Raw genomic sequence first — 23,280 nt, 5'->3', positions numbered from 1 at the left:
GAGGACCGCACGTGGCCGCCTCGCAGCAGGACCTCCCCGACGACTGGCACCGCCCGCTGCGGCACGTCCGGGCCGACGAGCTGTCGGCCGACACCGGCCAGACCGCGGGCATGACCCGCCGGGAGGCGGTGTCCGCGCAGACCGTCGGCGCCCAGCGGCTGTGGATGGGCCAGACGCACGTGGCCCCGCACACCGGCTCCGGCGACCACCACCACGGTGACTCCGAGACCGCCATCCACGTGCTGCGCGGGCACCCGGAGTTCGTCTTCGCCGAGGGTGGGGTGGAGGTCCGGCTGGCCACCGGGCCCGGTGACTACGTCTTCGTGCCGCCGTTCACCCCGCACCGCGAGGAGAACCCGCACGACGACGAGGCGGTGGTGGTGATCGCCCGCAGCAGCCAGGAGGCGATCGTGGTCAACCTCCCGGGCCTGCTCCCCGAGGGCCACGGCGCCGACGACTGACCAGCAGCGGACGTCGGACCCCGGCGCTAGCGTGACCGGCGTGACAGAGCCCGTCCGCCCGCCGTCCGAACTCGACCAGCTCGCCGACCGCTTCGTCGAGGACTACGCCGCCTCGCAGCCGACGGTGGCCACCTACATCGGTGTGCCCGGGCACGACGACCGCTGGCCCGACCTCACGCCCGACGGGCACGGCGCGCACGCCCAGCTGCTGACGGCGGCGATCGGCATGGCCGGGCGGATCGAGCCGGTCGACCGCCGGGACGACGTCGCGCGCAGCGCCCTGCTGGAGCGGCTGGGCGCCGAGCTGGCCCGCTACCAGGCCGGCTGGGCCCAGGCCGACCTGAACACCGTCGACAGCCCGCTGCAGGCCTTCCGCTCGTCGTTCGACCTGATGCCGACCGCGACCGAGCAGGACTGGGCCACCGTCGCCCGCCGGCTGACCGCCCTCCCGGCGGCGCTGGACGGCTACGCGGTCGGCCTGGAGTCCGCGGCCGGCCACGGCCGCACCGCCGCCGCCCGCCAGGTGCGGCTCGGCGCGCAGATCGCCCGCCGCTGGGCCGGCACCCCTGAGCGGCCCGGCTTCTTCGCCCGGTTCGCGGCCGGCGCACCCGCCGGGTCCGCCGGCCTGACCCGCGACCTCGAGCGGGCCGCGCAGCAGACCTCCGGCGCCCTGCTCGGCTTCGCCGACCGCATCGAGGGCAGCCTGCTGCCCACCGCGCCGGAGGCGGACGGGGTCGGCCGGGAGCGCTACGCCCTCGAGTCGCGCTACCACGCCGGGATCGACCTGGACCTCGAGGAGACCTACGCCTGGGGCTGGGAGGAGCTGGCCCGGATCGTCGCGGAGAAGGAGGCCGTCGCCGAGTCCATCGCCCCCGGGCAGGGCGTCGCCGGCGCCGTGGCCGCGCTGGACGCCGACCCGGCCCGCCAGGTCCGCGGCCGGGAGGCGCTGCAGACCTGGCTGCAGGAGACCGCCGACCGGGCGATCGCCGCCCTGGACGGCGTCCACTTCGACATCCCCGGGCCGGTCCGGCGGATCGAGGGCCGGCTGACCCCGACGTCCGGGGAGGGCGTGTACTACACGGCCCCCAGCGAGGACTTCAGCCGGCCCGGCCGGATGTGGTGGTCGCTGCCCGACGGCGTCACCGACATGACCACCTGGCGGGAGACCACGACGGTCTTCCACGAGGGCGTCCCCGGCCACCACCTGCAGATCGCCGAGACGGTGCACAACGCCGCGCTGCTCAACCGCTGGCAGCGGCTGCTGTGCGCCTGCTCCGGGCACGCCGAGGGCTGGGCGCTGTACTCCGAGCGGCTGATGGCCGAGCTCGGGTTCCTCGACGACCCGGGCGACCGGCTGGGCATGCTCGACGCCCAGGAGCTGCGCGCGGCCCGGGTGGTGCTGGACATCGGCGTGCACCTGGACCTGCCGATCCCCGCCGGGCGGGCCACCGGCGACCGGTGGACCTACGACGTCGCGTTGGCCTTCCTGCGCGCCCACGTCGACATGGAGGACGCGATGCGCGTCGACGAGCTGCACCGCTACCTGGGCTGGCCGGGCCAGGCGCCGGTCTACAAGGTGGGTGAGCGGGTCTTCCTCACCTGCCGGGAGCAGGCCCAGCTGCGCGGCGGGGCGGACTTCGACCTCAAGGCCTGGCACCGCGCCGTCCTCGACCTCGGCCCGCTGGGCCTCGCCCCGCTCGCCGCGGAGCTCGCCCGGATGTGACGAGCCTGCCGTCCGGCGGTCGTGCAGAACTGCCGGACGGCGCCGGCCGGGCCGTGTCCGCCGTGTTCCGGAGCCGTCCGGGAGGCGGGTCCGGGCCACGTCGAAGTGGACGAACCGACCCGTCACCGTCGGCAGAACCTGACGCCTCTACCGGCGCGTCGAGCCTCCTCGCCAGCACTCCTGAGGTGTCTGCGGCGGGTGTGACTGCTGGGACGGGGCGTAACGCCGACGACATTTGACCCGCCTGGACGACAGCCGTGTAATTCACCCAGCAGGTCACCGACGGTGACCCACGGCAGTCGTCGAGTGACGATCGCCGAACCGAGACGCAGGGGGACGCATCGTGAGCATCGCCGACGTGACGTGGATGGACGACTACCGGGCCGCCGCCGTGGAGGCCACCCCGGTCAGCTACGGGGCCGACGTGCTGGGCCTGGCGACGGTGTTCGACGCCGGCTTCCCCGGCATGGACGCCGAGGAGCAGGGCTGGCAAGAGCAGGCGCTCTGCGCCGAGACCGACCCCGAGGCGTTCTTCCCCGAGAAGGGCGGCTCGACCCGCGAGGCCAAGAAGATCTGCACCGGCTGCCAGGTCCGGTCCGAGTGCCTGGAGTACGCGCTGGCCAACGACGAGCGCTTCGGCATCTGGGGCGGCCTGTCCGAGCGCGAGCGTCGCCGGCTCCGTCGCCGCGCCAGCTGAACCGGCTGGTCACCCACGGGTGGCCGGCCCGGCTGGCAGGGGTAGGAAGGGCTCGTGCGAGCCATCTCCTACAGCCAGCCCGGTGGTCCCGACGTCCTGCAGCTCGGTGACCGCCCCACCCCCGACCCCGGTCCCGGTGAGGTCCGGGTGCGCCTGGCCTTCTCCGGCGTGAACCCCACCGACTGGAAGTCCCGCAGCAAGACCGAGCCCGGACCCGGCGGGCAGGTGCCCGACCAGGACGGCTCGGGCACCATCGACGCCGTCGGCGAGGGCGTCGACCCGGTGCTGGTCGGCGAGCGGGTGTGGATCTGGGAGGCCGCCTGGCAGCGGCCGCACGGCACGGCGGCCGAGTACACCGTCGTCCCGGCCCGCCAGACGGTGCTGCTGGGCCCGGACGCGTCGTTCGAGCTCGGCGCCAGCCTGGGCATCCCGTTCCTGACCGCGCACCGCTGCCTGACCGTCGCCGAGCACCTCCCCGACCGGATCGGCCCCGGCACCCTCACCGGCCGCACCGTGCTGGTCCAGGGCGGGGCGGGCGCCGTCGGCAACGCCGCGATCCAGCTCGCCCGCTGGGCCGACGCCACCGTCATCACGACCGTCAGCGGGCCGGACAAGGCCCAGCTCGCCGCCCGGGCCGGCGCCGACCACGTGGTCAACTACAAGGCCCAGGACGTCGTCGCCGAGGTCACGAAGATCGCCCCGCACGGCGTCGACGCGATCGTCGAGGTCTCCGCCGCCGCCAACGCCGCGGTCGACGCGCAGGTCGTCGGCCGGTACGGCTCGATCGCCATGTACGCCGACGACGGCGGCGCCGAGGTGACCATCCCGGTGCGCGCCCAGATGGCCCCGAACGCGCGCTGGCAGTTCGTGCTCGTCTACACCGAGCCGCGGCGGGCCAAGGAGCTCGGCGTCGAGGACGTCAACGCGGCGGTGCTGGACGGCGCCGTCCGCGTCGGTGAGGACGCCGGGCTGCCGCTGCACGTCTACCCGCTGGCCGAGACCGCCGCCGCCCACCAGGCCGTGCAGGACGGCGCCGTGGGCAAGGTCCTCGTCGACGTCACCGCCTGACGCAGTGGAGTCCCAGCGCATCACTTCCCGAGCGCTGGGACTCCGCTCGGCTCGGCCCGGCTCGCCCGGGGCAGCAGGACAGCGCGCAGCAGCAGCAGCCAGACCAGGGCGAACAGGGTGCTGGCGAGGACGTCGGTGGGCCAGTGCATCCCGCGGTAGAGCCGGCTGAGCAGCACGAACAGCGGCAGCGCCACCGCCAGCGACCAGCACAGGACCCGCAGCCGGAGGCCGGGCCGGGTGCGGCTCACACCCAGCGCCAGGCCGACCCACAGCGCGACGCTGGCCGCCGTGTGCCCGGAGGGGAAGCTCGAGGTCGGTGGCGCGACGTCCAACTGCGGGATCGGCGGGCGGACCCGGTCCAGCAGGGCTGCCGCCAGCAGGAAGAGCAGCGTCTCGCCGATCACGGCCAGCGCCAGGAAGAGCGGCAGCCGGGCGCCGTGCCGCCGCAGGGCCAGCACCAGGCACCCGGCGGCGGTGAGCGCGACGACGGTCGAGGTCGCGCCGAGCACCGTGCCCCAGCTCGACACGGTGTCCCAGGTGGGCGTGCGCCGGGCGAGGACGGCGTTCTCGAAGTCGAGCTCCTCCCGTTCCACCGGCCCGTCGTCGAGCACCCGGGTGATCATCAGCCCGAGCCCCAGCAGCAGCGCCTCGACCAGCAGGAAGGCGCCGACCACCGCGGCGACCAGGGTGCGCACCCCGCCGCCGACGCGGGCGCCGGCGAGCACCCCGGTGTCTGACCGGGACCCGGCACCGCTCATGGCTGCCTCCCTGCCTCCGGCACGCACCGCGCCCCACGGCGGGTGCGTGCCGGACACCATGGCAGCCCGGGGCCCCGGAGCGGGGCTCCGGCGTCCCCGTGCGGCTCAGCCGAGACCGAGCGAGCGGGCGATGAGCATGCGCTGCACCTCGCTGGTGCCCTCGCCGATCTCCAGGATCTTCGCGTCGCGGTAGAACCGGCCGACCGGGAACTCGTTCATGAACCCGTAGCCGCCGTGCACCTGCGCGGCGTAGCGGGCGTTCTCCATCGCCATCTCCGAGCTGTACAGCTTGGCGATCGACGCCTCGCGCTTGAACGGCTCGCCGCGCAGCATCTTCTCCGCGGCCCGGTAGTAGGCCAGCCGCGCGGTGGAGGCCCGCACCTCCATGTCGGCGATCATGAACTGCACCGCCTGGTTCTTGCCGATGGTCTGCCCGAACGCCTCCCGCTCGCCGGCGTACTTCAGCGACTCGTCCACGCACCCCTGGGCCAGCCCGACGGCCAGCGCGGAGATGGCGATCCGCCCCTCGTCCAGGATCGACAGGAACTGCGCGTAGCCGCGGCCCCGCTCCCCCACCAGGTTCGCCTCGGGCACCCGGACGTCGGTGAAGCTCAGCTCCCGGGTGTCGGAGGCGTTCCAGCCGACCTTGGAGTAGCGCTTGCCGACGGCGAAGCCCTCGGTGCCCGACGGGACGGCGATCGCGGAGATCTCCTTCCCGCCGTCGGCCTTGGTGCCGGTGACCGCGGTGACGATGACCAGCTCGGTCAGCTCGGTGCCGGAGTTGGTGATGAAGGACTTGGACCCGTTGACGACCCAGTGCCCGTCCTCCAGGCGCGCGGTGGTGCGGGTGGCGCCGGCGTCGGACCCGCCCCCGGCCTCGGTGAGCCCGAAGGCCCCGAGCGCCTCCCCGGCGCACAGCCGGGGCAGCCACTGCTGCTTCTGCTCCTCGGTGCCGAACCGGAAGATCGGCATGGCGCCGAGCGAGACGCCGGCCTCCAGGGTGATCGCCACCGAGCTGTCCACCCGGGCCAGCTCCTCCAGCGCCACGCAGAGGGTGAAGTAGTCCCCGCCCGAGCCGCCGTACTCCTCCGGGAAGGGCAGGCCGAAGAGCCCGAGCTCGCCCATCTGCCGCACGATGTCGGTCGGGAACTCGTCGCGCTCGTAGAACCCGCCGATCTGCGGGGCCACGACCTCGAGGGCGAACTCGCGGACGACCTTCCGCAGCGCCTCGGTCTCCTCGTCGAGCCGGTAGTCCAGCACGTCTACTCCTCCTCGCCCGGCGCCGGTGGGGTCACCACGGCCACCCGCTCGTCCAGCCGGACCTGGTGGCCGGCCGTCACCGGGAGCTCGGTGACCGTCCCCGTGACCGGGGCGGTCAGCACGTGCTCCATCTTCATCGCCTCGACGACGAGCAGCGGGGTCCCCGCCGCGACTTCGTCACCGAGGGACACCCGCACCACGGTCACCGTCCCCGGCATGGGGGCGGTCACCGTGCCGTCGGTCCCGGCCGCGGCGTCCGGGGGCGCCAGCCGCTCGTGCTCGCGCAGCGCCGCGACGTGGCCGTCGACGGCGATCCACACGGTGCCCGCGGCGTGCACCGCGGTGACGTGGGTGGTCACGTCGTCCAGGGTCACCGCGAGCACGTCGTCGTCCCGGCGGACCCGGGCGGCCATCGGCGGGCCGTCCGCGACCTGCACCTCGGCCGCCGCGGCCCGGCCGCGCACCCGCACGGTCACCGGCTGGCCGCCGGTGGCCTGCAGCCAGCGGACCGTCCAGGCCGGCTCGCCGAGCCGCCAGCCGGAGGTGTCGTCCCACGGGTCGGCGGCCCGGGCCGGCTCGGACTCCAGCAGCAGGGCGAGCGCGGCGGCCGCGTACACGTGCGGCGGGGGCGGGTCGGCGCGGGTCAGCGCCTCGCCGCGCCGCTCGATCAGCCCGGTGTCCAGCCGGCCGGCGACCACGTCGGGGTCGTTCAGCAGGTCGCGCAGGAACGTGGTGTTGGTGGCCACCCCGAGGACGGCGGTACCGCCCAGCGCCGTGACCAGCCGGGCCCGCGCGGTCTCCCGGTCCGGCCCCCAGGCGATCACCTTCGCGAGCATCGGGTCGTAGTCGGTGCCCACGACCCCGCCGACCCGCAGCGAGCTGTCCACCCGGATCCCGGGGCCGGCCGGCTCGAGCAGGCCCACGACGTCCCCGGCCTGCGGCAGGAACCCGCGGACCGGGTCCTCGGCGTAGACCCGGGCCTCGATGGCGTGCCCGTCCAGGACGACGTCGCTCTGCGCGATCGGCAGCCGCTCCCCCGCCGCGACCCGGACCTGCAGCTCCACCAGGTCCAGCCCGGTGACGCACTCGGTGACCGGGTGCTCGACCTGCAGCCGGGTGTTCATCTCCAGGAAGAAGAAGTCGTCCGGGGAGTCGGCGTCGACGATGAACTCGACCGTGCCCGCGCCGGTGTAGCCGACCGCGCGGGCCGCCTCCACCGCCGCGCCGCCCATCCGGGCCCGCATGCCGGTGGTCAGCAGCGGGGAGGGCGCCTCCTCGATCACCTTCTGGTGGCGGCGCTGCAGGCTGCACTCGCGCTCCCCGAGGTGGACCACGGTGCCGTGCGCGTCGCCGAAGACCTGCACCTCGATGTGCCGGGAGTTGCCCAGGTACCGCTCGACCAGCAGCGTGTCGTCGCCGAAGGAGCCCCGGGCCTCGCGGCGGGCGCCGGCGATCTGCTCGGTCAGCTCGTCGGGGCCGCGCACCACCCGCATGCCCTTGCCGCCACCGCCCGCGCTGGGCTTGAGCAGCACCGGGAAGCCGACCTCGATCGCGGCGAGCGCGACGGCGTCGTCGTCCATGCCGGGCTCGGTCCGCCCCGGGACGACCGGCACGCCGGCCGCCGCCACGGTCTGCTTGGCCCGGATCTTGTCGCCCATCGCCTCGATCGCGTCGACCGGCGGACCGATGAACACGATGCCGGCGGCCGCGCAGGCCCGGGCGAAGTCGACGTTCTCGGAGAGGAACCCGTACCCGGGGTGCACCGCCTGGGCGCCGGTGCGCCGGGCGGCGTCCAGCACCCGGTCGATCGACAGGTAGCTCTGCGCGGCCGGCGCCGGGCCGATCGGCACGGCGACGTCGGCGAGGCGGGTGTGCAGCGCGCCGATGTCGGCGTCGCTGTGCACCGCCACGGAGCGGATGCCCATCCGCCGCAGGGTCCGGATGACCCGGACGGCGATCTCGCCGCGGTTGGCGACCAGGACGGTCTCGAACACCGTCAGCACCCCCCGCGGGCGCGGAGGGCGCGCTCAGGCTGCTTTCGCGACCTTGACCAGCCGGCGCTTCTTGACCGTGTAGCCGGCCGGGAGGGTGCCCTCCGCGAGCGCGCGGAGCGGGCACCGGTCGCACCGGGGCTTGTCGACGCAGCACTTCTTCTTGGGCAACTTGGCCGACTTCCCCACGGGGTGAGGTTAGCCATGCCTTGCCTCCCCGTCGAGGCGTCGGGCGTGTCGCCCGCTACCGTGCGGGGGACGTCGTCCCACCGCACCGAGGAGCACCCATGGCCGCCGACGCCTTCGTCGAGAAGCTGAACGAGCAGATCGGCCACGAGTTCGCCGCGCACCACCAGTACATCGCCATCGCGGTGTACTTCGACGAGCTGACCATGCCGCAGATGGCGCAGCTCTTCTTCGACCAGGCGGTCGAGGAGCGCAACCACGCGATGATGATGGTGCGCTACCTGCTCGACGCCGACGCGCCCGTGGCCATCCCCGGCGTCGTCGGCCCGGTCACCACGTTCGAGGACGTGGTGACCCCCGTGTCGCTGGCCCTCGAGCAGGAGAAGCGGGTCACCCAGCAGATCAACGAGCTGATCGGCATCGCGCGGCGGGAGAACGACTACTCCTCCGACCAGTTCATGCAGTGGTTCATCAAGGAGCAGGTCGAGGAGGTCAGCAAGATGAGCGACCTGCTGGCCGTCGTCCGCCGGTCCGCCCACGACGTCGAGCAGATCGAGGACTACGTGAAGCGGGAGACCCTGCCCGAGGGCGTCGACCCCACCGCCCCGCGCATCGCCGGCGTCTGACCGTCCCCGGGGTCCGCCAGGAGCACGCTCTCGGCGGCACCCGGGGGCGCGGTCACATGCGGAAGACGCCATAGCCGACCTCCTCCAGGGGGGCGTTGGCGCACGCGGAGAGCGCGAGCCCGAGCACGGTCCGGGTCTGGGCCGGGTCGATGACCCCGTCGTCCCAGAGCCGGGCCGTGGCGTGGAACGGGTGGCCCTGCTCCTCGTACCGGTCGCGGATCGGCGCCTTGAACGCCTCCTCGTCCTCGGCCGACCAGTCCTGGCCGCGGGCCTCGAAGCCGTCGCGGCGGACCGTGGCCAGCACGCTCGCCGCCTGCTCGCCGCCCATCACCGAGATGCGCGAGTTGGGCCAGGTGAACAGGAACCGGGGCGAGTACGCCCGGCCGCACATCGAGTAGTTGCCGGCGCCGAACGAGCCGCCGATGACGACGGTCAGCTTGGGCACCCGGGCGGTGGCGACGGCGGTGACCATCTTGGCGCCGTGCTTGGCGATGCCGCCGGCCTCGTAGTCGCGGCCGACCATGAAGCCGGAGATGTTCTGCAGGAACAGCAGCGGGATCCTGCGCCGGTCGCACAGCTCGATGAAGTGCGCGCCCTTGAGCGCGGACTCGCTGAACAGCACGCCGTTGTTGGCGATGATCCCCACCGGGTGGCCGTGCAGCCGGGCGAAGCCGGTGACCAGCGTCTGCCCGTACAGCGACTTGAACTCGGCGAACCGGCTGCCGTCGACCAGCCGGGCGATGACCTCGCGGACGTCGTAGGGCGTGCGGGTGTCGACCGGGACGACGTCGTACAGGCTCTCCGCCGGGTACCGCGGCTCCTCGACCGGCTCGACGTCCCACGGGCGGTGCTCGCGCGGGCCGAGGGTGCCGACGATCTGCCGGACGATCTGCAGCGCGTGCGCGTCGTCCTCGGCCAGGTGGTCGGTCACCCCGCTGACCCGGGAGTGCAGCTCGCCGCCGCCGAGGTCCTCGGCGGTGACCTCCTCGCCCGTAGCGGCCTTCACCAGGGGTGGGCCGCCCAGGAAGATGGTGCCCTGGCCGCGGACGATGACCGCCTCGTCGCTCATCGCCGGCACGTAGGCCCCGCCGGCGGTGCACGAGCCGAGGACGGCGGCGATCTGCGCGACCCCGGCCTTGGACAGGTTGGCCTGGTTGAAGAAGATCCGGCCGAAGTGGTCGCGGTCGGGGAAGACCTCGTCCTGCAGCGGCAGGAAGGCGCCGCCGGAGTCGACCAGGTAGACGCAGGGCAGCTTGTTCTGCAGCGCCACCTCCTGCGCGCGCAGGTGCTTCTTGACCGTCACCGGGTAGTAGGTGCCGCCCTTGACGGTGGCGTCGTTGGCGACGACGACGACCTCCCGCCCGGACACCCGGCCGATGCCGGTGATGATCCCGGCGGCCGGCGCGTCGCCGTCGTAGAGGCCGTGCGCGGCCAGCGGCGAGAGCTCGAGGAACGGGCTGCCCGGGTCGAGCAGGGCGTCGACCCGCTCCCGGGGCAGCAGCTTGCCGCGGGCGACGTGCCGCTCGCGGGCCCGTTCCCCGCCACCGAGCGCGACCCGGGCCAGCTCGTCGGCCAGCCCGGCGGCCAGCGCGGCGTGGTGCGCGGCATTGCGCGCGGCCGCCGCCGGGTCTGCCGGCGGGGCACTGGAGAGCACCGGTGCGTCCACGGGCTGAGGTTAACCACGGTTCACTCTGTTGGTCCAGCGTGAACCGCGGTTAACCTCTTCGCGTGACCTCCCAGCAGGACAGCGCGCTGCACAGCGACGCGGCGAACCCGTCGCGGCGGGAGCAGATCCTGCGCGCGGCGGCCCAGCTGTTCGCCGAGCGCGGGTCCCGCGCGGTGGGGGTGGACGACGTCGGCGCGGCCGTCGGCGTCACCGGCCCGGCGATCTACCGGCACTTCGCGAGCAAGGACGCGATGCTCGCCGAGATGCTGCTGCGGATCAGCGAGCGGCTGCTGGCCGGCGGCACCGAGCGGATCGCGGCGGCCGGCGACTCCCCCGGAGCGCAGCTGCGCGCGCTGGTCGACTTCCACGTCGACTTCGCCCTGGACAACCCCGCGCTGATCACCGTGCAGGACCGGGACCTGGGGGCGCTGAGCGACCCCGACGCCCGGCGGGTGCGCCAGCTGCAGCGGAGCTACGTCGAGGAGTGGGTCGCCGTCCTCGCCCGGGTGCACCCCGACGCCCCGACGGCCGCCTGCCGGGCGCGGGCGCACGCGGTCTTCGGCCTGATCAACTCCACGCCGCACAGCGCGGGGCGGCTGGCCCGCCCGGCGATGGCCGCGCTGCTCGCCGACATGGCGGTGGCGGCGGCGACCGCCTAGTCCGAGCCGCCGACGTCCGGGAGGGACAGCCCGGAGCTGGCCAGCCCGTCCAGCGCCGAGGCGGTGCCGGCGGGGCCGGTCCAGGAGGTCTCGACGATGGTCACGGTGGTGTCCTGCTGGGCGCTGGCGTACTCCGCCCGGGACAGCTTCTCCGGGCCGCCGTCGTAGCGCACGCCCTCGCGGAGCAGGTCGTTGACGTTGCCGCTGCCGTCGGTGTCGGCCAGCGAGCGCAGCGCCTGCGCGTTGGCGACGTCGGGCATGGTCACCCGGGACAGCGAGACGACGGCGGGCTGGCCACCGGCGTCGGCCGACCACAGCGACCTGGTCAGGCCGGCGCAGTCGGAGCTGGCGAAGAACGCGGCGACGGCGTCGTAGGCGTGGCCCCGGCAGGTGTCGTCGACCTCGACCGCGCGCAGCGTGAAGGTGGTGCCGTTGACCACCTCGGTCGCCCCGACGGCGGGGCCGGCCGGGGCGGTCGTCGGGGCGGCGGCGCTGGTGGTCGCGGCCGGCTCGTCGGCGCGGGAGTCCTGCCCGCCGCTGCCCAGCGCCCAGAAGCCGACGCCGGCCACGACGAGCAGCAGCACGACCGCCGCGGCCACGACCGCGAGCGTGCGGCGCCGGTCCGGCGTCCCGGTGTCGGCGGCGGAGCTGCCGCCGGTCGGCGGGGGCCCGCCCACCAGGGGCCGGGGCCGCAGCTCCGGGGGCAGCTCGCGCGGCGGCCGGGACGGCGTGACGGCGACGGTCCCGCCGTCGCCGAACAGCCCGCCGATGCCCCCGGTGTCCTCGGCCGCCGGGCGCGGCTCGACCACGCCCGGCCCACCGGCCACCGCGGTCGCGGGCTCGCCGGTCAGCGCCAGGGTGTCCCCGGAGCGGGTCGGGCGCAGCTCCACCGGCACGGTGGGCTGGTACGTCGGCGCCGCGGGTCGGGCGGCCGGGGCGGGCGCCGGCGCGGCGGCGGCCGGCGCTGCCGGCTCGGGTGCGGCCCGCTCGGCCTCCTCCTGCGCCTGGACAGCCGCCGCCGCGACGCGTGCCGCGGCGGCCGGGTCGACCAGCGGGCCGGGCGGGACCACCCGCTGGACCCCGGCACCGGTCAGCGGTGCGGCGGCGACCCGGCTCGGGGAGGCGTTGAGCGCGGCCGGGGTCAGCAGGTCCGGACGGCGGAGCACGTAGGGCGAGTACGGGAAGCCCTCGCCGTTGAGCTCCTCGACGGTCGGGGTGCGGCCGGCGACGCCGAGGGCCTCGACCGCGGCGCGCACGTCGGCCGTCGTCCAGAGCCGGGGGTTGTCGGTGCCCGCGTAGCGGGCGGCCCGGGCCACGCCCAGCAGCAGCGAGCGCGGGTCGACCAGCGCGATCTGGTCGCCCTCGCCCAGGTCGCCGTCGGCGGGGACCAGGCCGGTGACCGGGCCGGTGAGCACGGTGAGCCGGGCGATCCGGCCGGGCTCCAGGCCGGCCTTGCGCAGCGTCACGGCCGCGTGCATGCCGGCGCTCATCAGGCCCTCGAGCGGGGTGGAACCGCCGCCGTCGAGCTGCAGGACGTCGCCGGGCCCGTCGTCGGGGCCGATCGTCCAGGCGCCGTCGGCGCGGGCGGTGACGACGCCGGAGTTCCGCTGCACCTCGACCACCCGGACCACGGCGACGCCCTCGGGCACGAAGAGCACCGCGTCGGCCTGGCGGCGCTCCATCGGCCCCTCGACCACCGGCAGCGAGGCCACGACGGCGCCGCGCACGCCGCTGCCGGTGTCCCAGCCGGCCAGCTCGGCGAAGAACGCACGCTCGGCCGCCGTCTGCAACGGCGTCGGCGTGAGGATCAGCACAGGCTCTCCAGGGAGGGACGGGCGGCGGGGGTGGGCGAGGGCCCGGCGGCGGTCGGCGCGGCGACGGCGCGGCAGCGGACCGGCCCGACGTTACGTCATCGGCCCGCCCGTTCCGGGCTCCCCGGGGGGACGCGCCGCCGTCCCCGGCCCGCTCGGGCGTGTCGGCTGCCCGGCCGCTGCGGCATGCCGGACCGGGATCGGCCGGATCGGCGCCGCTGGGCGGCTGCGGTGGCCGGACCTGCGTAGGGTCGCGCACGTGGCGGACAGTGCAACGAACAACCTGGTCTGGATCGACTGCGAGATGACCGGGCTCGACCTGGTCGGCGACAAGCTCATCGAGGTGGCCGTGGTGGTCACCGACTCCCAGCTCAACGTCCTGGACCCGGGGCTCGACGTGATCATCCACGCCGACGACGACGCGCTGGCCGGCATGGTCGACGTGGTCACCGAGATGCACGCCAAGTCGGGCCTGACCGAGGAGGTCCGCGCCTCGACGGTCACCCTCGCCGAGGCCGAGCAGCAGGTGCTGGCCTACGTGAAGCGGTTCGTCCCCGAGCGGCGCACCGCCCCGCTGTGCGGCAACTCGATCGGCACCGACCGGGGCTTCCTGGCCCGGGACATGCCGCTGCTCGACGACCACCTGCACTACCGGATGATCGACGTCTCCTCGATCAAGGAGCTGGCCCGGCGCTGGTTCCCGCGGGTCTACTTCGCCCAGCCGCCCAAGGGCCTGGCCCACCGCGCGCTGGCCGACATCCTGGAGTCGATCCGCGAGCTGGCCTACTACCGGCAGACGCTGTTCGTCCCGGCACCCGGCCCGGACAGCGCCGCCGCGCAGGCCGCCTCCGGTGCCGTGGTGACGGCCTTCGCCCCGCTGCTCGCGGCCGGCGCGGCCGACGCGGCACCGGCCGAGACCCCGGCCTCCGCAGAGGGCTGAGGCCCTCCGGTATCGTGGGCGCGTCCACCGGGCCGGCTCTCGCCAGCCGCCCGGTGTGCATGGTGGGTGTAGCTCAGCTGGTAGAGCGCCAGGTTGTGATCCTGGATGTCGCGGGTTCAAGTCCCGTCACTCACCCCGACGAGGCCCTGGTCGGTTCCCCGACCAGGGCCTCTGCCGTGTCCGGGCCCGGGTCCGGCGGTCAGCCCAGCCAGTCGACCCGGCCACCGTGCGGCGCGGTGTGCGCCAGCGGCCGGCCGTCCAGCGACAGCACGAAGTACGGTCCCCACCCGCCGGGGTGCGGCTCGCCCGTGCCGGGCACCATGCCGGCCCCCTCCTGCGCCACCCAGCGCACCGGCAGGCCGCGCACGGTCTCCACGAACGCCGCCCGGCGGGACGCCTCGACGTAGGGCAGCACCGCGGTGTGCAGCACGACCGGCGTCGCGCCGGCGGGCACCAGGGCCAGGGCGTCGGGCAGCCGGTCGAGCAGGTCCCCGGTCAGCAGCTGCGGCGGCTCCTGCGCGGCGATCGCGGCGGCGGCGTCGAGCCGCTGCAACCGCTCGGCCTCGACCGGTCCGGGCCAGACCAGCGCCCGCAGCCAGGCGAGGTCGTCGGGGTCGGTGACGTCGAGCGGGGCGAGGTCGACCCCGATCCGGGCGACGACCTCGGGAACGGCGGCCGGCACCGGCACCGCGCCGCTCGTCGTGCACCGCAGCAGCACCGGGCCGGGCGGGCCGACCGGGCGGCCGTCGTAGCGGTAGCCGTACCGGTCGGGGTAGAGGCACAGCCCCGCCGACGCCCCCACCTCGACCAGCGCCAGCGGCCCGTCGATCGCGGCGAGCGCCGGGAGCAGCGCGGCGCAGCGCGCCGGCTCGTTGGTCTGCGTGGCGCGGTCGAGCACCGTGGCGCGCAGCCGCTCGGCGTCGGCGGCGACCCGGTCGTGCAGCTCGGCACCGTCGGCGGGGACGCCGCCGAGGAACCGCAGCGCGGCGAGGAGCAGCGTCGGGTGCCGCTTGCCCGCCGGGAGGTCGGCCAGGAAGGCCAGCACGTCCCGGTCCCCGGCCACGGCCGCCGCCAGCGCCGAGTACCGCGGCGACTCCCCGGCGGACTCCCCGGCGAAGGCCCGGTAGCCCGCCGCCAGCCGCTCCTGGCCCGCGTCGTCGGTCACGCCGCCATCGTGCCCGGCGTGTGCGGCACGCCGGCGCGGGCACTCCCGGCCGGTGCCGTTCGACTCCGTCCTCGTCGTCCGCCGTACCTCCGACCAGCTGTGGGAGGTCGTCGAGCCGCTGGTCTACCGCGGCCGGCGGGACACCTTCGTCGTCCCGGACGGCTTCCTGACCGACTTCGCGTCCGTGCCCCGCGTGGTGGTGTGGCTCATCCCCCGGTTCGGCCGCTACACGCCGGCCGCGGTCCTGCACGACTGGCTGGTCACCACCGGCCTGACCACCGGGGTCGTCTCCTCGCGGGACGCCGACGGCCTGTTCCGCCGGGTGCTCCGCGAGCTGGGCGTGCCGCCGGTGCGCCGCTGGCTGATGTGGTGCGGCGTCCGCTGGGGCGCGCTGGCCTCCCCGCTGCGGCGGCCGGGCTGGTGGCCGGACGCGCCCCGGGTGCTGGCGCTGTCGGTGCTGGCCGCGCCGCTCGTCGTCCCGCCGGCCGTGGTCACCGCCGGGGCGCTGGCGGTCTACGCGGTGGTGGAGACCGCCGTGACCGCGGTCGTCCCCGGCGCCGACCGACGCGGCGACCGGGGCATGCGGCTGTAGGCCCGGGCGGTCAGCTCAGCGCGCTGCCGGCCTTCCAGTCCTCCCACGGGACGGCCCAGTCGTAGATGTCGCCGTCGGCCGGGCCCAGCGTGTCGCCGACGGACCCGACGACCTCGACCACGTCTCCCGGGACCGAGAAGTCGTAGAACCACTGCGCCCGCTCGTCGGTGAGGTTGATGCAGCCGTGCGAGACGTTGGCCGAGCCCTGGGAGGCCACCGACCACGGTGCGCCGTGCACGAACTCGCCGTTGTTGGAGATCCGGGTGGCGTACCGGACGCCCTCGGCGCGGTAGCCGCCCGGTGCGTCGACGGCCAGGCCGAAGGTCGAGGAGTCCATCGTGATGGTGTCGAACTTCTCCAGGACGACGTGGGCGCCATTGTGCGTCGGGTTGGCGTCGCTGCCGGCGCTCATCGGATAGGTCTGCACGACCTTGTCACCGTCGTAGACCGTGAGCGTGTGCGTGCCGGCGTCGGCCACCGAGACGTGCTTCGCACCGACGGAGAAGGAGACCGTGCGGTCCTTCTCGCCCCAGACGCCGTCACCGAAGTCGACGCCGTACAGCTGCGCGTCGAGGGTGACCTCGGTGTCGGCCGGCCAGTACGTCGACGGGCGGAAGTGCACCTCGCTGTCGCTGACCCAGTTCCACACGCCGTCGGTGGGCGTGGAGCTGGTGACCCGCAGGTGGCTCTCGACGGCGGCCTCGTCGGCCACCGGCTCGTCGAAGTAGACCCGGATGGGCATCCCGACGCCGACCGTGGTGCCGTCGAGCGGGCCGATGCCCGGGGTGGACAGCGTCGCGGGGGTCACCGTGGTGAACGTGGAGGTCGACGTCGTCTCGTCGTCGTCGGCGTTGGCAGCGGTCGCCGTCACGGTGTAGCTGGTGCCGTAGCCCAGCGGCTGCTCCGGCGTCCACAGCGTCTTGGCCGGGTCCTCGGGAGCGGGGCCGACACTGCCGGGGACCGCGGCGCCCGCGCCGTCGGTGACCGTGACGTCGCCGAGGTCGCCGCCGGTGACGCCCACCTCGAGCGGGGTGGTCGGGGACACGTCGACGGCGCCGTCGGCCAGGCTCAGCGAGAGCTGGGCCGGCGTGGCGGACGACTCCGGTGCGCCGGTGCCCTCCGCGGCCCCGGACGACGACGAGCCCTGGCAGCCCGCCAGCAGCGCCAGCGACGCGGCCATGAACACTGCGGCGATCCCTCTCGCCTGCTGCCGACCCACGACGACCTGCCCCTCTGGCGGCGCGCGCCCGGGCCGGGACCGTCCCGGGGGCGACGTGCACGTCCCAGTGTCCACTCATCGGCAGACCTGGTGGTTGTCGGGCGGGAGGATCTGCCTCCGGCCCCCCGGACGGCGACGCCCGGTCGGCGTGTACAGTTCTCCACTGTTGCCCGGCCGCGCCGGACGACACGCGCCATTAGCTCAATTGGCAGAGCAGCTGACTCTTAATCAGCGGGTTCGGGGTTCGAGTCCCTGATGGCGCACCACGCACGACACCGGGCCTGACCTGCGGTTCCCCTCCGCAGGCCGGGCCCTCGTGCTGTTCCGGACGGTCCGCTGCCCGGGAGGAGCGCGCACAGACCGCGGCAGCAGGACCGAGGTCCGCCGATGAGTGTGATCTGCGCGACGGTCTCGTGCCGGGAGGCGGTCAGAGCACCTGGACCAGGCGGCCACCGTCCGCGCGGAGCGCGGCGCCGTTGGTGGCCGAGGCGAGCGGGCTGGCGAGGTACGTGACCAGGCTCGCCAGCTCGGCGGGCTCGAGGAAGCGCTGCACGAGCGAGCTGGTGTTGCCGGCGGCGATGGCGGCCTTCACGTCCTCCTCCGGCAGCTGCTGCAGCTCCGCCACGTGGCGGACGGCGCCCGCGACACCGTCGCTGTACGTCGGGCCCCCGAGGACCGTGTTGACCGTGACCTCGGTGCCCCGCGTGAGCTTGGCGAGGCCGTTGCTGAGTGCGAGCACCGCGGCCTTGCTCACCCCGTAGTGCAGCATGTCCGCCGGGACGTCGACCCCGGACTCGCTGCTCACCATGACGACGCGTCCCCACCCCCGCTCGAGCATGCCCGGCAGCAGCTGCCGGGACAGCCGCACGGCGCTCATCAGGTTGACGTCGAGGACGCTGCGCCAGTCCTCGTCCGTGATCGCCGCGAAGGGCTTGACCTCGAAGACCCCGACGTTGTTCACCAGGACGTCGACGTCGCCGACGGCCTCGAGCAGGCGGCCGACCTGGCCGTCGTCCGCGACGTCGCCGGCGACCCCCGACACCTCGACGCCGTGCCGCTCCTCCTGCAGGCGGCGCACGGCGGCTCGGACGCCGTCGGGCGTGCGGCCGTGGAGGACGACAGCAGCACCCTCGGCCGCGAGCGACCGGGCCACGGCGTAGCCGATCCCCCGCGTCGAGCCGCTGATGAACGCCCGCTTGCCCCGCACCTGCAGGTCCATGTCCGCCCCACTCCCCACCGTCTGACTTGCCTGAGCAAGTGACGGTACAGGTGACTTGCTCGAGCAACTGACATAGCGTGCGGGCATGCGCCGCCTCCGCCGTCCGGGACGATGAGCGAGCACCCCGACCCAGCCGGGTTCGAGGCCGACGAGCTGCTCACCTGGTCCGGCCTGGCCACGGTGCTGGAGTGGCTGCCGCCCCTGCTGGACGCCCAGCTGCAGCGCGACACCGGCCTGACGCACTTCGAGTACGGCCTGCTCTACGCGCTCTCCTCCGCCCCCGACCGGACCCTGCGCCTGAGCGTGCTGGCGGGCTACACGAGCAGCTCGCTGACCAGGCTGTCGCGCGCCGTGACCCGCCTGGAGCGACGGGAGTGGGCCCGCCGGACGACCGACCCGACGGACGGGCGCTACACGCTGGCGACCCTCACCGACCTCGGGCAGGTCACGGTCGACCGGGCCACCCCGGGGCACGTCGCGACCGTCCGGCACCTGGTCCTCACGCCCCTGACCGCAGCCCAACGCCGGCAGCTCCGCGACATCACCCAGCGGATCCTCGGCGCGGCCGGCCCCGGGCAGCCCTGGCGAGCGCCCACGGAGGAGCCCCCGCCCGACCCGGACGACCGCCGCTGAGCCCGACGACCCGGACCGCCGGGCGTGGCTCGACCCCCGGGTGGCCTCGGCACAGGGGCACGGCGCAGGCTGGAGCGGTGGCGAACATGGTCGGCCTCCGGCCGCGACGACCGGGTACGGACGACGACGGCGGAGGCGCGCAGGACCGGCTGACCGGCCCGCTGCACGCCGTCGACGGCGTGGCCGGTCGGGCCGCCGCCGAGCAGCACACCGACGTCCAGGCGCTCTGCGGCGAGTGGGTGCAGGTCGTCCCGGTGGAGGACGTGCCGGACGACGCCGGCCTCTGCCCCGCCTGCCAGTACGGGGACTGAGCGAGGGAGGCGGCCCGGTGGCCGTCGTCTCGACCACCGGGCCTGGGACGGTCGCGCGCCGGCACGTGACCACTCCCTGCTCGCGTCCTGCCCGCCACGGCCGTGTCCGAACCGGCCGGGGCAGGGTTCAGGCCGTTCCGGAGCCGTCGAGGTCGAACGCGCCGGTGAGCACCAGCTCCTCGGCGACCAGCCGCACCTTCCGGTTGCGGCGCATCGAGACCTGCACGAGCGCCTGGAACGCCTGGTCGGCGGTCAGCTTGTAGCGCTCCATGAGGATCCCCTTGGCCTGGTCGATCACCGCCCGGGACTGCAGGGCGGCCTCCAGGTTGCCGGCCAGGTCGCGGGCGCTCTCGTAGGCGTGCATGTTCGACAGCGCCACGGCGGCGTAGGGCGCGAACCGCTGCGCCGCCGCCCGCGCGTGCTCGTCGAAGGCGTACGGCTCGCGGGCGTAGGTGTTCAGCGCCCCGGCGACGCCCTCGGCGACGGGCAGCGGCACCGACAGCGAGCTGCCCGACCCGTGCTCCCACGCCGACCGGGCGTAGTCCGGCCAGCGCTGGTCGGTGCGTGCGTCCGGGATCTCGGTCAGCTCCCCTGTGGCGGCCGCGTGCAGGCACGGCCCGTACCCGCGGCCGTACTGGCTCTCGTCCAGCTCCGTGGCGAGCCGGCCGGTGGAGACGGCGGTGCTCGCCCGGTCGTTCTCCAGCAGGGAGATCGAGCACTCGGGCTCCCCCGGCAGCACCTGCTTGGCCAGCTGGACGACGGTCTCCAGCACCGACTGCATCGAGTGCTCGCGCAGCGGCAGGGTGCCGAGCCGCTCCAGCGCCTCGGCGGCGCGGTCAGGGGTACGGGCGTGGCCCTCAGCGGTGGACATCGACGTCTCCGGTCTTCGCGCACCGAGGTGGCAGCCTCGGCAGGACTCCACGGTGGAGCCCGGCTGGCGCGCCGCTGTCTGACGCCGACCCCCCCGGACACCGGGGACGACCGCTCCTCCAACCTACCCGTGCCCCGCCCCGCCGGGCACGAGCGCGCCCGCCGCCGGGCTCGGCCCCGCTCTGCTGACTATGCTCCTCGGGCACAGCGCGTCACACAGCCGGCGTGCGGCACACAGGTCCTCGGACCTGCCTCACCGGACCCTCGGGACCACCAGGGTCCGGCACCCGCCGGCACGAGCTGTCCGGTGCCTGACGACGCCGGAGTCATGACGTGAGCCGCCCCACCCCCGAGCCTGACGAGCTGGCGCAGCTGGCCTTCGACGAGCTCGGCCAGATGTCCTTCGCCGACCACTCGCTGACCTCGGTGCTGCAGAAGGTCACCGACCTCGCCGCCCGGGTGCTGCCGGGCGAGGCGGTCACCTCAGTCACCATCCTCTCCGACGGCCGGCCCGCGACCGTCGCCTCGAGCGGCCCGCTGGCCCTGGAGCTGGACCACGCCCAGTACCGGCGCGGCAGCGGGCCGTGCCTGGAGGCCGCCCGCAGCGGCTCGGTCACCGAGGTGCTGGACACCAGCACGGAGGAGCGCTGGGGCACCTTCACCCGGCTGGCCGCCGAGCGCGGCTGCCGGGCGATCCTGTCCTTCCCGCTGCCGCCTCAAGAGCTCATCACCGGCGGGCTCAACGTCTACGCCCGCACCGCGCAGCCGATCGACCCCGGCACCCGCGACACGGCGGCCCGCTTCGCCGCCTACGCCGTGGTGCCGGTGTCGAACATGTACCTGTACGAGACCGCGGTCGAGCGGGCCGGGCACCTGGCCGCCGCGCTGGACTCCCGGGCGCTCATCGACCAGGCCAAGGGCATCCTGATGGAGCGCTTCAAGCTGAGCGCGGACCAGGCGTTCTCCGCCCTGGCGAAGGTCTCCATGGAGAGCAACACCAAGGTCCGCGACGTCGCCGCCCGGTTCGTCGAGACCGGGGAGCTCCCCCGCGGATGACCGGGGCGCCCCCGGAGCGGCAGGATCGGGGCATGGCGCAGCGCAGCGGGTCCGGACTGGTCACCGAGACGCGGGGGCACGTCCGGCTGCTCACCCTGGACCGGCCGGAACGGCGCAACGCGCTGTCCAGCGCGCTGCAGGCCGACCTGGTGGCGGAGCTGCTCGACTGCGCCGCGGACGGCGAGGTCCGGGCCGTCGTGCTCACCGGGAACGGCCCGGCCTTCTGCGCGGGGTTCGACCTCAAGGAGATCCGCGAGCTCGACGAGCGCGGGGAGTCCTTCCGGCCGCCGATGGACCGCCCGGGGCGCAGCCTCTTCGAGGTGCTCAGCGAGACCTACGTGCCGGTGGTCGCCGCGCTCACCGGGCACGCCGTGGCCGGGGGCTTCGAGCTGGCGCTGGCCTGCGACATCCGGATCGCCGCCCCCGGCATCCGGCTGGGCCTGCCGGAGGCGACGATCGGCATGGGCGCCAACTACGGCTCGGTGGTGCTGTCCAAGCGCATCCCGACCGGCATCGCGCTGGAGATGCTGTTCACCGGCGACCCGGTGAGCAGCGAGGAGGCCGCCCGCTGGGGGCTGGTCAACCGCGTCGTCCCGGCCGAGGAGGTGCTGCCCGAGGCGCTCCGGCTGGCCGAGCGGATCGCGGCGAACGCCCCGCTGTCGGTGCGCCGGATGAAGGAGACCGCGGTCAAGGGGCTCGACCTGCCGCTGGCCACCGCACTGCGGCTCGACGTCGGGCCGAACCCCTACCTCAGCGAGGACCGCAAGGAGGGCATCGCCGCCCGGCTGGAGAAGCGGGCTCCCCGCTGGTCGGGCCGGTGAGGGAGAGTGGGGAGGTGAGCGCGACCCCCGAGTCCCCCGCCGATGCCGGCGTCCGGCTGGCCCAGGAGCACCTGCGGCTGGTCGAGGCCGGTCACCCCGACGACGCCGCGGCGCTGCTGGACGGGCTGACCGACGCCCGCGAGCTGGTCTTCGCCGGCGCCGGGTTCACCACGCTGGCCCGCCGCACCGGCCGCACCCTGCCCACGGCGATGCGCGCCCAGGCGAGCACCCGGCAGATCCGGCTCGGTCAGCTGCGGGACGCCCACCGGGGGGACGTCGAGGGGCTGCGCACCTGGCTGCGCGAGGCGGCCGAGGAGCTGGTCACGGTGACCCAGCTGGCGGAGGCGGCGCGGCTGCGGCTGGGTCCGCCGTCGTCCTACGGAGCGCCCGGGGCAGGGTGACCGCGACCGGCAGCACCGCCGCCAGCAGGACGGCGACGAGCACGTAGGTGACCGGCAGGCCCAGCTGCGCGGCGACCGCGCCCACGGCGAGCGCGCCGACCGCGGTGCCGGTGTCGAAGCAGGCGTTCCACACGGCGCTCACCGTCGCCGTCCGGCCCTCCCCTGCCCGGGCCAGGGCGAGGACCAGGGTGAGGTTCTGCACCGCTCCGTAGCCGGCGCCCAGGGCCGCCGAGCCGGCCAGCACCGCCGCGCCGCCGCCGTCGGTGCGCAGCCCCAGCGCGACGAGCAGCAGGCCGGCGACCCCGAGGGCCAGCGCCCCCGGCAGCAGCACCCGGGCACCGGACCGGTCGGCGAGCACGCCGGCGCCCCAGCGGCACACCGCGGTGCCCAGCCCGAAGGCCAGCAGCGCCGCGGCGGCCAGCACGCCGTCCGGGCGCTCGATCGGCAGGAACGTCACCAGACCCCCGCCGGCGAGGGTGACCACGAGCAGGAGCAGCGAGGGCAGCGCGGCCGCCCGGACGGCGGCGCGGGAGCTCCCGGCCCGCTCCGGCTCCGCCGGCCGGCCGATCGCCCGCACCAGCCCCGGGACGAACACCACGGCCAGCACCGGCGCCGCGGCCAGCCCGGCCACGACCGGGAAGTGCCCGGCCAGGGTCAGCGCCGTCCCACCCGGGACGGCGGCCAGCGTGGGCAGCGAGATGGCCAGGCCGTAGATGCCGATCGACTCCCCGCGCCGCGCCGCGGGCACGGCCTGCGCGGCGAGCGTCGAGCCGAGCACGGTGAGCACCGCGAAGCCGATCCCGCGGGCCACCGAGACGACGGCGAACCAGCGGACGTCGTCGGCGAGCAGGTACAGCGGCGAGGGCGCCCCCATCGCGACCAGCCCGACCACCAGCACCGGCCCGGCGCCCAGCCGGGCGACCAGCGCGGGGACCGCCGCCTGGGCGAGCACCGTCGCGACGAGGAAGACCGTCGTCACCGAGCCGGCCGCGGTGAGCCCGGAACCGAGCCCGGCGGCGTGGGCGGGCAGCGCCGACAGCAGCAGCGAGTAGCTGAGGAAGCCGAGCACGTTGAGCCCGACCAACGACCGGATCGCGGGCAGCCGCCAGAGCGAGGTGCGTCGCTGCACCACCGTCACGGGCCCTGG

General features: G+C 75.1%; 24 protein-coding genes and 2 tRNA genes. 15 read left to right on the top strand and 11 right to left on the bottom strand.

What is annotated here, in order from left to right:
• The first annotated feature begins 11 nt into the window (after nt 1-11).
• The 4 genes from MODMU_RS07035 (at nt 12) to MODMU_RS07020 (ending at nt 3,949) form a co-directional block, all read left to right on the top strand.
• Nucleotides 12-461 carry a cupin domain-containing protein gene (locus MODMU_RS07035; RefSeq protein WP_014739510.1) on the top strand — a complete coding sequence of 150 codons (450 nt, stop codon included), beginning with the start codon at nt 12-14 and terminating at the stop codon, nt 459-461.
• Nucleotides 462-501: 40 nt separating this feature from the next.
• Nucleotides 502-2,184 (top strand): DUF885 domain-containing protein, encoded by a 1,683-nt coding sequence (locus tag MODMU_RS07030; protein ID WP_014739509.1) that lies wholly within the window; start codon nt 502-504, stop codon nt 2,182-2,184.
• A gap of 466 nt (nt 2,185-2,650) precedes the next feature.
• Entirely contained in the window at nt 2,651-2,881 is a 231-nt protein-coding gene (locus MODMU_RS07025) for a WhiB family transcriptional regulator (RefSeq protein WP_041796126.1), read from the top strand.
• A 54-nt stretch (nt 2,882-2,935) separates the two neighbouring features.
• Nucleotides 2,936-3,949 (top strand): NADPH:quinone reductase, encoded by a 1,014-nt coding sequence (locus MODMU_RS07020; RefSeq protein ID WP_014739507.1) that lies wholly within the window; start codon nt 2,936-2,938, stop codon nt 3,947-3,949.
• 20 nt (nt 3,950-3,969) lie between these two features.
• Here MODMU_RS07020 and MODMU_RS07015 read toward each other — a convergent pair whose 3' ends face one another.
• The 4 genes from MODMU_RS07015 to MODMU_RS28380 all read right to left on the bottom strand — a co-directional run bounded on the left by MODMU_RS07015 (nt 3,970) and on the right by MODMU_RS28380 (nt 8,147).
• Nucleotides 3,970-4,707 (bottom strand): phosphatase PAP2 family protein, encoded by a 738-nt coding sequence (locus MODMU_RS07015; RefSeq protein WP_014739506.1) that lies wholly within the window; start codon nt 4,705-4,707, stop codon nt 3,970-3,972.
• 105 nt (nt 4,708-4,812) lie between these two features.
• Nucleotides 4,813-5,967 carry an acyl-CoA dehydrogenase family protein gene (locus MODMU_RS07010; protein WP_014739505.1) on the bottom strand — a complete coding sequence of 385 codons (1,155 nt, stop codon included), beginning with the start codon at nt 5,965-5,967 and terminating at the stop codon, nt 4,813-4,815.
• Between the two features lie 2 nt (nt 5,968-5,969).
• The gene (locus tag MODMU_RS07005) at nt 5,970-7,961 is read right to left on the bottom strand and encodes an acetyl-CoA carboxylase biotin carboxylase subunit (RefSeq protein ID WP_193375761.1); all 1,992 of its coding nucleotides are present in this window, start codon (nt 7,959-7,961) and stop codon (nt 5,970-5,972) included.
• Nucleotides 7,962-7,994: 33 nt separating this feature from the next.
• Nucleotides 7,995-8,147: a hypothetical protein gene (locus tag MODMU_RS28380; RefSeq protein WP_014739503.1), complete on the bottom strand. Its 153-nt coding sequence runs from the start codon at nt 8,145-8,147 to the stop codon at nt 7,995-7,997.
• 98 nt (nt 8,148-8,245) lie between these two features.
• Between MODMU_RS28380 and MODMU_RS07000 the strand changes: the two genes are divergently transcribed.
• Nucleotides 8,246-8,770, top strand: coding sequence for a ferritin (locus MODMU_RS07000; RefSeq protein WP_014739502.1), 525 nt, complete (start codon nt 8,246-8,248; stop codon nt 8,768-8,770).
• A 52-nt stretch (nt 8,771-8,822) separates the two neighbouring features.
• Here the strand turns inward: MODMU_RS07000 and MODMU_RS06995 are convergent, their stop codons facing one another.
• Nucleotides 8,823-10,436 (bottom strand): carboxyl transferase domain-containing protein, encoded by a 1,614-nt coding sequence (locus tag MODMU_RS06995; RefSeq protein ID WP_014739501.1) that lies wholly within the window; start codon nt 10,434-10,436, stop codon nt 8,823-8,825.
• Nucleotides 10,437-10,498: 62 nt separating this feature from the next.
• Here MODMU_RS06995 and MODMU_RS06990 point away from each other — a divergent pair, with 62 nt between their 5' ends.
• On the top strand, nt 10,499-11,095 hold the full coding sequence (locus MODMU_RS06990) for an SACE_7040 family transcriptional regulator (RefSeq protein ID WP_014739500.1): 597 nt from the start codon (nt 10,499-10,501) through the stop codon (nt 11,093-11,095).
• Here MODMU_RS06990 and MODMU_RS06985 read toward each other — a convergent pair.
• The gene (locus MODMU_RS06985) at nt 11,092-12,909 is read right to left on the bottom strand and encodes a hypothetical protein (protein ID WP_014739499.1); all 1,818 of its coding nucleotides are present in this window, start codon (nt 12,907-12,909) and stop codon (nt 11,092-11,094) included. The two genes, MODMU_RS06990 and MODMU_RS06985, sit on opposite strands and share 4 nt — an antisense overlap.
• A 256-nt stretch (nt 12,910-13,165) precedes the next feature.
• Between MODMU_RS06985 and orn the strand changes: the two genes are divergently transcribed.
• Together orn and MODMU_RS06975 are read left to right on the top strand one after the other, a co-directional pair.
• Nucleotides 13,166-13,846, top strand: a complete 681-nt coding sequence (gene orn, locus MODMU_RS06980) for an oligoribonuclease (protein WP_014739498.1) — start codon at nt 13,166-13,168, stop codon at nt 13,844-13,846.
• A 62-nt stretch (nt 13,847-13,908) separates the two neighbouring features.
• A tRNA-His gene (locus MODMU_RS06975) sits at nt 13,909-13,981 on the top strand.
• A gap of 64 nt (nt 13,982-14,045) precedes the next feature.
• Here MODMU_RS06975 and MODMU_RS06970 read toward each other — a convergent pair.
• On the bottom strand, nt 14,046-15,011 hold the full coding sequence (locus tag MODMU_RS06970) for a DUF2332 domain-containing protein (RefSeq protein ID WP_014739497.1): 966 nt from the start codon (nt 15,009-15,011) through the stop codon (nt 14,046-14,048).
• Nucleotides 15,012-15,063: 52 nt separating this feature from the next.
• Between MODMU_RS06970 and MODMU_RS06965 the strand changes: the two genes are divergently transcribed.
• Entirely contained in the window at nt 15,064-15,603 is a 540-nt protein-coding gene (locus tag MODMU_RS06965) for a DUF1353 domain-containing protein (RefSeq protein WP_014739496.1), read from the top strand.
• Nucleotides 15,604-15,613: 10 nt separating this feature from the next.
• On the opposite strand, the gene MODMU_RS06960 is transcribed toward MODMU_RS06965, so the two are convergent.
• Complete coding sequence (locus tag MODMU_RS06960) at nt 15,614-16,783, bottom strand: L,D-transpeptidase (protein ID WP_051144140.1); 1,170 nt, start codon at nt 16,781-16,783, stop codon at nt 15,614-15,616.
• A gap of 229 nt (nt 16,784-17,012) precedes the next feature.
• Between MODMU_RS06960 and MODMU_RS06955 the strand changes: the two genes are divergently transcribed.
• Nucleotides 17,013-17,088, top strand: a tRNA-Lys gene (locus MODMU_RS06955).
• 161 nt (nt 17,089-17,249) lie between these two features.
• Here MODMU_RS06955 and MODMU_RS06950 read toward each other — a convergent pair.
• Nucleotides 17,250-18,041 (bottom strand): SDR family NAD(P)-dependent oxidoreductase, encoded by a 792-nt coding sequence (locus MODMU_RS06950; protein WP_014739494.1) that lies wholly within the window; start codon nt 18,039-18,041, stop codon nt 17,250-17,252.
• A gap of 111 nt (nt 18,042-18,152) precedes the next feature.
• Here MODMU_RS06950 and MODMU_RS06945 point away from each other — a divergent pair, with 111 nt between their 5' ends.
• Together MODMU_RS06945 and MODMU_RS06940 are read left to right on the top strand one after the other, a co-directional pair.
• On the top strand, nt 18,153-18,674 hold the full coding sequence (locus MODMU_RS06945) for a MarR family winged helix-turn-helix transcriptional regulator (RefSeq protein ID WP_014739493.1): 522 nt from the start codon (nt 18,153-18,155) through the stop codon (nt 18,672-18,674).
• Nucleotides 18,675-18,751: 77 nt separating this feature from the next.
• Nucleotides 18,752-18,985, top strand: coding sequence for a hypothetical protein (locus MODMU_RS06940; RefSeq protein WP_014739492.1), 234 nt, complete (start codon nt 18,752-18,754; stop codon nt 18,983-18,985).
• 127 nt (nt 18,986-19,112) lie between these two features.
• On the opposite strand, the gene MODMU_RS06935 is transcribed toward MODMU_RS06940, so the two are convergent.
• Nucleotides 19,113-19,856: a GAF and ANTAR domain-containing protein gene (locus tag MODMU_RS06935; RefSeq protein ID WP_014739491.1), complete on the bottom strand. Its 744-nt coding sequence runs from the start codon at nt 19,854-19,856 to the stop codon at nt 19,113-19,115.
• A 332-nt stretch (nt 19,857-20,188) separates the two neighbouring features.
• Here MODMU_RS06935 and MODMU_RS06930 point away from each other — a divergent pair, with 332 nt between their 5' ends.
• Genes MODMU_RS06930 through MODMU_RS06920 form a run of 3 tightly spaced genes read left to right on the top strand, consistent with a single transcriptional unit; the run spans nt 20,189 to nt 22,133 of the window.
• Nucleotides 20,189-20,911 carry a GAF and ANTAR domain-containing protein gene (locus MODMU_RS06930; RefSeq protein ID WP_014739490.1) on the top strand — a complete coding sequence of 241 codons (723 nt, stop codon included), beginning with the start codon at nt 20,189-20,191 and terminating at the stop codon, nt 20,909-20,911.
• A 32-nt stretch (nt 20,912-20,943) separates the two neighbouring features.
• Complete coding sequence (locus MODMU_RS06925) at nt 20,944-21,732, top strand: enoyl-CoA hydratase/isomerase family protein (RefSeq protein ID WP_014739489.1); 789 nt, start codon at nt 20,944-20,946, stop codon at nt 21,730-21,732.
• Between the two features lie 14 nt (nt 21,733-21,746).
• On the top strand, nt 21,747-22,133 hold the full coding sequence (locus tag MODMU_RS06920) for a hypothetical protein (RefSeq protein ID WP_014739488.1): 387 nt from the start codon (nt 21,747-21,749) through the stop codon (nt 22,131-22,133).
• On the opposite strand, the gene MODMU_RS06915 is transcribed toward MODMU_RS06920, so the two are convergent.
• A complete protein-coding gene (locus MODMU_RS06915) occupies nt 22,054-23,271 on the bottom strand; it encodes an MFS transporter (protein ID WP_014739487.1) in 1,218 nt (405 codons plus the stop codon). The two genes, MODMU_RS06920 and MODMU_RS06915, sit on opposite strands and share 80 nt — an antisense overlap.
• Nucleotides 23,272-23,280 lie beyond the last annotated feature (9 nt).

It is taken from the genome of Modestobacter italicus, assembly GCF_000306785.1.
Classification (GTDB): domain Bacteria; phylum Actinomycetota; class Actinomycetes; order Mycobacteriales; family Geodermatophilaceae; genus Modestobacter; species Modestobacter italicus.
The sequence above is the reverse complement of the archived record's forward strand: the minus strand, read 5'-3'. Positions and strand labels throughout refer to the sequence as shown.

What these genes read in the sequence shown, in the direction of transcription:
- MODMU_RS06960 (WP_051144140.1), bottom strand. Translation starts at nt 16,783, where the DNA reads ATGGCCGCGTCGCTGGCGCTGCTGGCGGGCTGCCAGGGCTCGTCGTCG.
- MODMU_RS06945 (WP_014739493.1), top strand. Translation starts at nt 18,153, where the DNA reads ATGAGCGAGCACCCCGACCCAGCCGGGTTCGAGGCCGACGAGCTGCTC.
- MODMU_RS06950 (WP_014739494.1), bottom strand. Translation starts at nt 18,041, where the DNA reads ATGGACCTGCAGGTGCGGGGCAAGCGGGCGTTCATCAGCGGCTCGACG.
- MODMU_RS06925 (WP_014739489.1), top strand. Translation starts at nt 20,944, where the DNA reads ATGGCGCAGCGCAGCGGGTCCGGACTGGTCACCGAGACGCGGGGGCAC.
- MODMU_RS07015 (WP_014739506.1), bottom strand. Translation starts at nt 4,707, where the DNA reads ATGAGCGGTGCCGGGTCCCGGTCAGACACCGGGGTGCTCGCCGGCGCC.
- MODMU_RS07000 (WP_014739502.1), top strand. Translation starts at nt 8,246, where the DNA reads ATGGCCGCCGACGCCTTCGTCGAGAAGCTGAACGAGCAGATCGGCCAC.
- MODMU_RS07025 (WP_041796126.1), top strand. Translation starts at nt 2,651, where the DNA reads ATGGACGCCGAGGAGCAGGGCTGGCAAGAGCAGGCGCTCTGCGCCGAG.
- MODMU_RS06935 (WP_014739491.1), bottom strand. Translation starts at nt 19,856, where the DNA reads ATGTCCACCGCTGAGGGCCACGCCCGTACCCCTGACCGCGCCGCCGAG.